Origin of the sequence: Streptomyces sp. M-16, assembly GCF_052114405.1 — a bacterium.
GTDB lineage: Bacteria > Actinomycetota > Actinomycetes > Streptomycetales > Streptomycetaceae > Streptomyces.
In genome coordinates this window covers 26,472-36,271 of record NZ_JBFRER010000072.1, presented here as the reverse complement: position 1 = coordinate 36,271, position 9,800 = coordinate 26,472, and the positions used below count along the sequence as shown (strand labels likewise).

7 protein-coding genes and 1 pseudogene are annotated in these 9,800 nt (G+C 76.6%); 6 read left to right on the top strand and 2 right to left on the bottom strand.

Annotated elements, in window-relative coordinates:
* Window positions 1–44 precede the first annotated feature (44 nt).
* From AB4039_RS27730 to AB4039_RS27705, 6 genes and pseudogenes are all read left to right on the top strand, one after another.
* Complete coding sequence (locus tag AB4039_RS27730; RefSeq protein ID WP_442272075.1) at window positions 45–1,331, top strand: ADP-ribosylglycohydrolase family protein; 1,287 nt, start codon at window positions 45–47, stop codon at window positions 1,329–1,331.
* 7 nt (window positions 1,332–1,338) lie between these two features.
* Complete coding sequence (locus AB4039_RS27725) at window positions 1,339–2,484, top strand: ADP-ribosylglycohydrolase family protein (protein WP_442272073.1); 1,146 nt, start codon at window positions 1,339–1,341, stop codon at window positions 2,482–2,484.
* Between the two features lie 314 nt (window positions 2,485–2,798).
* A complete protein-coding gene (locus tag AB4039_RS27720) occupies window positions 2,799–4,499 on the top strand; it encodes an ADP-ribosylglycohydrolase family protein (protein WP_442272074.1) in 1,701 nt (566 codons plus the stop codon).
* A pseudogene (gene rbsK / locus AB4039_RS27715) lies at window positions 4,496–5,371 on the top strand (ribokinase); the annotation flags it as partial. The gene AB4039_RS27720 and the pseudogene rbsK, both read left to right, overlap by 4 nt.
* Before the next feature lie 176 nt (window positions 5,372–5,547).
* On the top strand, window positions 5,548–6,762 hold the full coding sequence (locus tag AB4039_RS27710) for a CoA transferase (RefSeq protein WP_266838526.1): 1,215 nt from the start codon (window positions 5,548–5,550) through the stop codon (window positions 6,760–6,762).
* Complete coding sequence (locus tag AB4039_RS27705) at window positions 6,759–7,574, top strand: HpcH/HpaI aldolase/citrate lyase family protein (RefSeq protein WP_266838527.1); 816 nt, start codon at window positions 6,759–6,761, stop codon at window positions 7,572–7,574. The genes AB4039_RS27710 and AB4039_RS27705 overlap by 4 nt, the downstream gene beginning before the upstream one ends.
* 60 nt (window positions 7,575–7,634) lie before the next feature.
* Here the strand turns inward: AB4039_RS27705 and lgt are convergent, their stop codons facing one another.
* Window positions 7,635–8,699 (bottom strand): prolipoprotein diacylglyceryl transferase, encoded by a 1,065-nt coding sequence (lgt, locus tag AB4039_RS27700; protein WP_266838528.1) that lies wholly within the window; start codon window positions 8,697–8,699, stop codon window positions 7,635–7,637.
* Window positions 8,700–8,789: 90 nt separating this feature from the next.
* The gene (locus tag AB4039_RS27695) at window positions 8,790–9,713 is read right to left on the bottom strand and encodes a thioredoxin domain-containing protein (RefSeq protein ID WP_266838529.1); all 924 of its coding nucleotides are present in this window, start codon (window positions 9,711–9,713) and stop codon (window positions 8,790–8,792) included.
* Window positions 9,714–9,800: the final 87 nt, after the last annotated feature.

Sequence of the window (9,800 nt, the reverse complement as noted above, 5' to 3'; positions counted from 1 at the left end):
GGCTCGGGCCGCGGCCCGACGCCGGGGGGGCGCCGCCGGAGTTCGTGCGGGTCCGGGTCCGGGAGGCCCCCGGTCCCGGACCCGGGGGGCCGCCCCCGGGTCCGGGACCGGGCGGGGCGCGGGGAACCTCCGCCCCCGCCCGCACCCCCGCCCCGCCCGGCGACGCCCCGCGCCCGGAGCCCCGTACCCCGGACGGACCTCCACCGGCACCCGCGCCGCGACGGATCGAGGGACTCCTCCTCGGTCTCGCCGCGGGCGACGCCGCCGGCTGGCCCGCCGCCCGCCACCGCGCCAGCCGCATGCCCGAGTGGACCCGCCGCCTCACCCGCGAGCTCGACACCTTCGCCGAGCAGAACGCCACCACCACCCTCCCCGTCCCCATCGCCCTCAACCAGCCCCCCGAGCCGCTCCGCCTCGGCCCCTCCGACGACGCCGAATGGGCCGCCTTCGCGGCCGAGTCCGTCCTCACCGCCGCCGGGGTGCTGCTCAGCGACCTCTCCCGGTCCCGCCGCATGCGCGCCGCCATCGACCTCGCCTGGAACGCCCTGGCCTCCGAAATCGCCGCGGCAGCGGAACGCGCCCCCGAGGTCGAGTCCGCCGTGCTCCCCCTGCGCGCCCGCATCTCCGTCCGCGCCGGCCTCGGCAACCTCGCCGCCGGCCTGCGCCCGCCCGCCACCGGCCACGACAACCCGCACTACTTCGACGACGCCGCCTGCGTCCGCGCCTGCGTGCTCGCCGTGGTCCACCCCGGCGACCCCCGGGCCGCCGCGGACCTCGCCGAGTTCGACGCCCGCTACACCCAGGACGGCGACGGCGTCCACGGAGCCCGCGCCATGGCCGCCGCCCTCGCCACCGCCCTCGCCGGGGCGGACACCGACACCGCCGTCGACGCCGCCCTCGAACAGCTGCCCGCCGCCACCGAGATCGGCCGCAACGCCCGCCACGCCGTCGAACTCGCCCGCACCGACGGCGAGGCCGGCGCGTTCGCCCTCGTCCCCCTCCTGGAACACCAGATCGTGGACCACGTCTACAGCTACGGCATCGCCGCCGCCGAGACCGTCCCCGTCGCCCTCGCCCTCGCCACCGCCGCCCGCGGCCGCGTCTGCGAAGCGGTCCCGGCCGCCGCCTGCCTCTCCCGCGTCGCGGACTCCGCCCCGGCCCTCGCGGGCGCCCTCACCGGAGCCCTCGGCGGCGGCGATTCCCTCCCCGCCGCCTGGCGCGAGGCCTGCCGCACCCTCTCCGGCTGCGCCCTGCCCCGCCTCGCCGGCACCGACCTCGTCGAACTGGCCGCCCTGCTCACCCGTACGGAACTCACCTCACCCAAGGGATGATTCGGACATGACGCTCACACTGGAGGACCGGTTCACCGGGGCCCTCGTCGGAGCCGCCGTCGGCGACGCGCTCGGCGGCCCCGTGGAGGGCTGGTCCCCCGACCGGATCGTGGAACGGCACGGCGGCCGCGTGCACGGCATCGTCGGCCCCTGGTACGAGGACTGGCGCACCGCCCGCCCCCTCGCGCCGTACCACAAGGGCGACGGCCACGTCACCGACGACACCCTGATGACCCACGCCCTGGTCCGGGTGTACGCGACCGTCCGGGACCACCTGGACGCGTACGCGGTCGCCGACCACCTGGTCCCGGACCTGATGACGGTCCCCCGCTGGATCCCGGAACTGGAGGCGGAGGCCCTGCCCCTCCAGCGGGTGTTCCTCGCCGAGAAGTGGATCGTGACCCGGCTGCACTACGCGCACGCCGACCCCCGCGAGGCCGGCACCGGCAACATCGTCAACTGCGGTGCGGCGATGTACATGGCACCGGTCGGACTGGTCAACGCGGGCAACCCGGCCGCCGCGTACGCCGAGGCCCTCGACGTCGCCGGCGCGCACCAGTCCTCGTACGGGCGGGAGGCGGCGGGCGTCTTCGCGGCGGCGGTGGCGGCGGCCTGCGTACCGGGCGCGAGCGCCGCCTCGGTGGTGGAGACCGCCCTGTCCCTGGCCAAGGACGGCACCCGTGCCGCCCTCGCCGCCGTACGGGAAGTCGCCGCGCGGCACCGGGACTTCGAGTCGGCGCTGGCGCCGCTGCGGGAGGCGGTGGCCCCGTACGACTCGGTCGGCCCGGACTACCGCGCGCCTTCCCTCGGTGCCCGGCGGCCGTCCCGGCTGCACTCCATCGAGGAGCTCCCCGTCGCCCTGGGCATGCTGCTCGTCGCGGACGGCGCCTACGAGCCCGCCGTCCTCGGCGCCGTCAACTACGGCCGCGACTGCGACTCCACCGCCACCATGGCGGGCGCGATCGCGGGCGCGCTGGGCGGTGCGGGGGCCGTGCCCGAGGGGTGGGCCAAGCGGGTCGCCGAGGCCAGCCGCCTCGACCTGCACGCGTCGGCCGCGGAGCTGGCGACCGTGGCCCGGGAGGTCTTCGCCCGCGACCGGGACCGCCGTCGCGCCCACGAGACGGCCTTCACGGCCATCGCGTCCCCGCGGTGACGGGGTCCCCGGCCGGGGACCCGGCCACGCCCGGCCACGGGGCCGGCGCCCGGGTGGCCCCCGTACGGCTGACCTGGGCGCAGCCCGAGGACCTGATCGGGCACGAGCTGCGGCAGGCCGCGGAGGACGGCCGGGACGCCGGGCCCGTGCTGCGCGCCTGGACGGCCGCGGGCGGCCACCCGGCCCCCGTGCGGGCCGGCGCCTCCCCCGCCCCGGCCCCGCCGGAACTCCGTGCCCTGGCCTCCCGGCTGCTGGACGAACTCGCCGCCCTTCCGGCCCCGTCGGCCGCGACGGAACCCACCGCCTGGCCGGCGATCCGCGCCACCTGGCCCACGGACCCGCCCACGGGCTCCCCGGCTCCCGCCCCGGAGGAACCACGAGCCGCGTCCCGGACCGGGGAGTTCCGCGCGGCGGGGTTCCGCCAGGCTCCGGCCCCCGGGGCCGGCCGACCGGACCACCCCGGAACCCCCGGAACCCCCGGGGCGCCGACCGGGCGGGACGCCCGCGACCCGCTCGGCCCGGTGGCCCCCCGGGTCCCGCACTCCGCCGTCCACCCCGGCACCACGACCCCGCCCCCGGACCGGAGTCCGGCCGGCCCCAGGCCGCCGACGGCCCCCGCACCGGCACCCCCCGACCCACACCCCCGGAACCGGGCATCCAGCGCTGCGGACCGGCCCCCCGGACCGGAAGCGGGTCCCGCACCGGCGGCCCCGGCCACCCCACCCCCCGACCCACACCCCCGAGACCGGGCATCCCACACGCCGGACCGGCCCCCCGGACCGGAAGCGGGTCCCGSRMCGGCRGCCCCGGCCACCCCACCCCCCGACCCACACCCCCGGAACCGGGCATCCAGCGCTGCGGACCGACCCCCTGTGCCCGAAGCGGATCCCGGGCCGGAAGCGGGGCCCGGGCCGGCAGGTGGCGCCGGGCCCGGTACCCCGCGGCCGGAGCCCGATCCCGTGCTGCGCCGCAGGCTGGAGGCCGCCTGGCTCGGCCGGGCCGTCGGCTGTGTGCTCGGCAAGCCCGTCGAGAAGCTCCCCCTCGACGGTCTCCGCGCCCTCGCCCGCGCCACCGGCAACTGGCCGCTGGCCGACTGGTTCACCGCCCGCGGCGTCCCCGCGGAGCTCCTCGCCGCCCACCCGTGGAACCGCCGCTCCGCCGCCACCTCCCTCGCCGAGAACATCGACGGCGTCCCCGAGGACGACGACCTCGACCACCCCCTCCTCGGCCTCCTCCTGCTCCAGCGGCACGGCAAGGCCTTCGCCACCGCCGACCTCGCCCGCCTCTGGCTCGACGAGCTCCCGGCCGGCCGCGCCTTCACCGCCGAACGCGTCGCCTACCGCAACCTCCTCCTCGGCCTGGAGCCCCCGGAGACCGCCACCCACCACAACCCCTTCCGCGAGTGGATCGGGGCCCTGATCCGCGCCGACGTGCACGGCTGGACCAACCCCGGTGACCCGGTCGCCGCCGCCGAACAGGCCTACCGGGACGCCACGCTCACCCACACCGCCAACGGCGTCTACGCCGCCCTCTTCACCGCCGCGACGATCGCCGAGGCCGCCGGCGGCCGGGGCGACGTGCACACCGCGCTCCGGGCCGGGCTGGCCGTCGTACCGCCCCGCTCGCGCCTCGCCGACGCCGTCCGCTTCGGGATCCGTACCGCACGCGACGAGGCGGACTTCGACCGGGTCGTGGACCGGCTGCACGCCTGCTACGGCCACTACCACTGGGTGCACGCCCTCCCCAACACCGCCCTGATCGCCGCCGCCCTCACCCACGCCGACGGGGACTTCACCCACTCCGTGTGCCGGGCCGTGTCCGGCGGCTGGGACACCGACTCCAACGGCGCCACGGCCGGCTCGGTCGCGGGGATCCTGACGGGGTCCCCCGACCGCATCCCGGAGCGCTGGACGGCGCCCCTGAAGAACYGACTCGCCACCACCATCGCCGGTTTCGACGGCATCGGCTTCGACACCCTCGCCCACCTCACCGCCCAGGAGGCAGCCCGATCATGACGGCCATCGCCGTGCTCGGCAGTACGAACATGGACCTCGTCGCCTACGTGCCCAAGGCACCCCGTCTCGGGGAGACCGTCACCGGACGGGAGTTCCGCACCGTCCCCGGCGGCAAGGGCGCCAACCAGGCGGTGGCCGCCGCCCGCCTCGGCGGGGAGGTGGTGATGATCGGCGCCGTCGGGACGGACGACTTCGGCGTACGGCTGCGCTCCGCGCTCACCGCCGCCGGGGTCGAGACGGCCGCGCTGCGCACCGTCGAGGTGGCCAGCGGCACGGCGCACATCACGGTCGACGACGAGGGCGCCAACAGCATCGTCGTCATCCCCGGCGCGAACGGCACCGTCACCGGTCTGGAGGCGGGCGACGCCTCCCGCATCGGAGCCGCCGACTGCCTGCTGCTCCAGCTCGAACTCCCCTTGGAGGCCGTCCTCGCGGGCGCCGCGGCCGCCCGCGAGCAGGGGGTCCGTACGGTCCTCACCCCGGCCCCCGCGCGTCCGCTGCCGCGGGAACTGCTGGAGCTGATCGACCTCCTGGTGCCGAACGAGCACGAGGCGGCGGCCCTCACCGGCTTCACCGATCCCCTCGGGGCGGCGGAGGCCCTGCTGCGCGACGTGCCGGAGGTGGTGGTGACCCTGGGCGCGGCCGGCGCCCTGTACGCGGCACGCGGGCGGGAGCCGGTGACCGTACCGGCGCCCCGGGTGCGGGCGGTGGACACCACCGCCGCCGGGGACACCTTCGTGGGGGCCCTCGCCGTGGCCCTCGGGGAGGGCCGTCCGATGCCCCGGGCACTGGACTGGGCCTCCCGGGCGGCCGCCCTGTCGGTGCAGCGCCACGGCGCCCAGGACTCGATGCCGACCCGCGCCGAGGTCGACCAGCCGACGGCCCCACCCCCGGACCACGACCCGGCCCGGGCCCGCAACGCGGCCCCCGGTCCAGGAAGCGAGGCCGGGACCGGGCCCGGGGCCGGCCCGGGCGGCGGTGCCGGACCCGGCTTCGGGGCCGGCCCGGACACCACCGCCCGCCCCGGGCCCGGGGGCGGGGGTGACCTGTGAGGGACCCCGGGACCGGACCCCGCTCCCCCGGGCCGCTGGAAGGGCTCCGGGTGCTCGACCTCGCCACCCTCTTCGCCGGGCCGCTCGCCGCCACCCTGCTCGGGGACTTCGGAGCCGAGGTGGTCAAGGTCGAGCACCCCGACCGCCCCGACCCCTCCCGCGGCCACGGCCCCGCCAAGGACGGCGTCGGGCTGTGGTGGAAGCTGCTCGGGCGGAACAAGCGGACGATCACCCTCGACCTGTCCACCCCCGGCGGCCGGGACACCCTGCTGCGGCTGGCCGCCACCGCCGACGTGGTCGTCGAGAACTTCCGCCCCGGCACCCTGGAGAAGTGGGGTCTGGGCTGGCCGGAGCTGTCGGCCGCCAACCCGCGCCTGGTGCTGGCCCGCGTCACGGCGTTCGGCCAGCGGGGCCCGTACGCCCACCGACCCGGCTTCGGCACCCTCGCCGAAGCCATGAGCGGCTTCGCCGCGATCACCGGCGAACCGGACGGCCCGCCCACCCTGCCGCCCTTCGGCCTCGCCGACTCGATCGCCGCGCTCACCACCGCCTACGCCGTGATGACGGCGCTCGCCGGACGGGACCGCACCGGCCGCGGGCAGGTCGTGGACCTGGCGATCATCGAGCCGATCCTCACCGTGCTGGGCCCCCACCCGCTCTGGTACGACCAGCTCGGCTACGTCCAGCCGCGCACCGGCAACCGTTCCACCAACAACGCGCCCCGCAACACCTACCGCAGCGCGGACGGCCGCTGGCTGGCGGTGTCCACCTCGGCGCAGTCCGTCGCCGAACGGGTGCTGCGCCTGGTCGGCCGGCCGGAGCTGATCGCGGAGCCCTGGTTCGCGACCGGCTCCGGCCGGGCCGCCCACGCGCACGCCCTCGACGAGGCGGTCGGCGGCTGGATCGGCCGCCACAAGGCCGACGAGGTGGTCGCCGCCTTCGAGGAGGCCGAGGCGGCGGTGGCCCCGGTCTACGACGTCCGGGACGTGATGGCCGACCCGCAGTTCGCCGCACTGGACACGGTCACCGAGGTCGAGGACCCCGAGCTGGGCCCGGTCCGCATGCAGAACGTCCTCTTCCGGCTGTCGGCGACCCCCGGCGGGATCCGCTGGGCGGGCCGCCCGCACGGCGCCGACACCGATGCCGTCCTGACCGAGCTCGGCCTGACCCGGGCCGAGATCGCCGCCCTCCGAACGGAGCGTGCACTGTGATCCTGACCTGGCTCTACGCCCCCGGGGACCGCCCCGCGGTGGTGGCCAAGGCCCTGCGGTGCGGGGCGGACGCCGTCATCGTCGACCTGGAGGACTCGGTATCGGCCTCCCGCAAGGAGTACGCCCGGGCGGCCACCGCCGAGCTGCTCGCCGAGCGGCCCCCGGTCCCCGTCCACGTCCGCGTCAACGCGCTCGGCTCCCCCTGGGCGGGCGCCGACCTCACCGCGCTGGTCCGGCTGCGCGGGCTCGCGGGACTGCGGCTGCCGAAGATCGACGCCCCCGAGCAGATCGGCCGGGTCGCCGACCGGGCGGGCGGGGTGGCCCTGTACGCGCTGCTGGAGTCCGCGCTGGCCGTGGAGCGGGCCTACGAGATCGCCCGCGCCCACCCGTCCCTGCACGGGCTGACCCTCGGCGAGGCCGATCTCCGGGCCGACCTGGGCGTCACCGCGGAGGCCGGGCTGGACTGGCCGCGCTCCCGGGTGGTGGTCGCCGCCCGCGCGGCCGGGCTGGCCCCGCCGGCCCAGTCGGTGTTCCCGGACATCCGGGACCTGGAGGCACTGGCCGCCTCCTGCGCGCGCGGCCGGGCGCTCGGGTTCCTCGGCCGGGCGGCGATCCACCCCCGCCAGCTCCCGGTGATCGAGGGGGCCTACCTGCCCCGGCCCGAGGAGGTCACCGCCGCCGAGGAGATCGTCACCGCCGCCCGGGCCACCCCGGGGGCCCTGGCCCTGCCCGACGGCCGCTTCGTGGACCCCGCCGTGGTGGCCGCGGCCCACCGCACCCTGACCCTCTCCCGCCGGGCGGACACGCGCTGACCCCGGGTACGCCGGAGGGGGCGCCGCGGCCCGCGCGACGCCCCCTCCGGTGGGATCCGTTCAGCTCTTGTCGGCCTCGGCCTCGGCCTTGGCCCCGGTACCGGTGCCGGTGCCGGGCTTGCGCAGATCGGCCTTGACGGCCCCCTCGGGCTCCTTCGCCCTCCCGGCCGGGACGGCGTCGGCGGGGACGGCCTTCGCGTCGGCGTCGCCGCCGGTCTTGGCGTCGCCCGCCTTGGCGTCGCCGGTCTTGGCGTCGCCGGCCTCGGCGTCGCCCGCCGCCGCCTCACCGGGACCACCGGAGGCACCCGCACCGGTCTCCGGTTCCACGACCTCCTCGCGGCCCGGCCGCAGCTTCGCCGAGAGGACGAAGTAGACCACCGCGAGGATGAAGACCACGATCGCGGTCCAGACGTTCAGCCGCACTCCGAAGATGTGGTGCGCCTCGTCGACCCGCATGTACTCGATCCAGCCGCGGCCCAGGCAGTACGCGGCCACGTACAGGGCGAAGGCCCGGCCGTGCCCGAGCCTGAAGCGGCGGTCGGCCCAGATCACCAGCACGGCGACGCCGAGGCACCACAGCGATTCGTAGAGGAAGGTCGGGTGGTAGGTGCCGGCGACCCGGTTGGGTCCATCGCTGATCTTCAGCGCCCACGGCAGGTCGGTGGCGCGCCCGTAGAGCTCCTGGTTGAACCAGTTGCCCCAGCGGCCGAAGGCCTGGGCGATGGCGATGCCGGGGGCCAGGGCGTCGGCCCAGGCGGGCAGCGGAATGCCGCGCAGCCGGCAGCCGATCCAGGCTCCGACCGCGCCGAGCGCGATCGCGCCCCAGATGCCCAGGCCGCCTTCCCAGATCTTGAAGGCGTCGACCCAGTCGCGGCCTTCGCCGAAGTAGAGCTGGTAGTCGGTGATCACGTGGTAGAGGCGGCCGCCGACAAGGCCGAACGGCACCGCCCACACGGCGATGTCCGCGACCGTGCCCGGCTTTCCGCCGCGCGCGATCCACCGCTTGTTGCCGAGCCAGACGGCGACGAAGACGCCGATGATGATGCAGAACGCGTAGCCGCGGAGCGGGATCGGTCCGAGATGGATCACGCCGGTCGACGGACTGGGGATATAGGCAAGGGTCATGGCAGACATGACGCTACCCTGCCGGGCGGTACCGACCGCAACCCGCCCGGCAAGCTGAAACCAAAACCACACACGGCGAAGGCCGGCCGGTCACTCCTGGGCTGCCCCCTTGGACAGGGACTTCGAGCCGCCCGACCCGGACGCCCTGCCCGAGGCCGAGGCCGACGGGGACGCGGCGGCCGACGGCGACGCCGAGCCGGAGGGCTTGCCCTTCGGCACCCCGGCGGCGGCCTCGACCTTCGCCTTCAGCTTCTGCGGGGTGAGCGGATCGGCCTGGTCGGCGAAGATGTCCTTGCCGTCGAGCAGGACGGTGGGGGTGCCCCGGAACTTGCCGGCCGCGAAGGCCCCGTGCGACTTGCCGACCCAGCTGTTGTGCGTGCCGTCCTCCACGCAGGAGCGGAACGCGGCGGTGTCCAGCCCGTCCACCTTCCCGGCCAGCTCCAGCAGCCTGGCGTTCTTGCCGTAGGCGTCGTCGGTCTCCTCCGGCTGGTTCTGGAAGAGGAGGTCGTGGTAGGCGGCGAACTTTCCGGCGTCCTGGGCACAGGCGGCGGCGTTGGCGCCCTTGAGCGAGCCGCTGCCGCCCATGTTCCCGTCGATCAGGGTGACGAGGTGGTACTCGACCTTGAGCAGCCCCCTGGACTCAAGGTCGTGGATGGTGTCCCGGTAGTTGGTCTCGAAGGCCTTGCAGGCGGGGCAGCGGAAGTCCTCCCAGACGGTCACCTGGGACTTGGCCCCGGGCGGACCGGTCTGGATGGCGAGCGCGTCCTTGCCGGTGGCTCCCGACGGCGCGGCCACCGGACCGGCCTTGGCGGACTTGTCCCCGGACCCGGCGTTGGCGGCGATCAGGCCGACCACGGCCGCCAGGCCGAGTACGCCGACCACCGCCGCCGAGACGATGAGGGTCCGCCTGCGCTTGTCCCGGGTCTTCTGCCGCTCGCGCTCCTGCTGGAGTCGCTCCCGGGCCGATCGTTTCGTCGTCGCATCGCGGTTCGCACCGTCGTTCTTCTCGCTCACGTTCGGCCAAACGAAGCGGGGAGGCACTCGCGTGCCTCCCCGCTCCCGTTTCCACCCGATCGGGCTACAGAACCCCCGTCGGGGCCC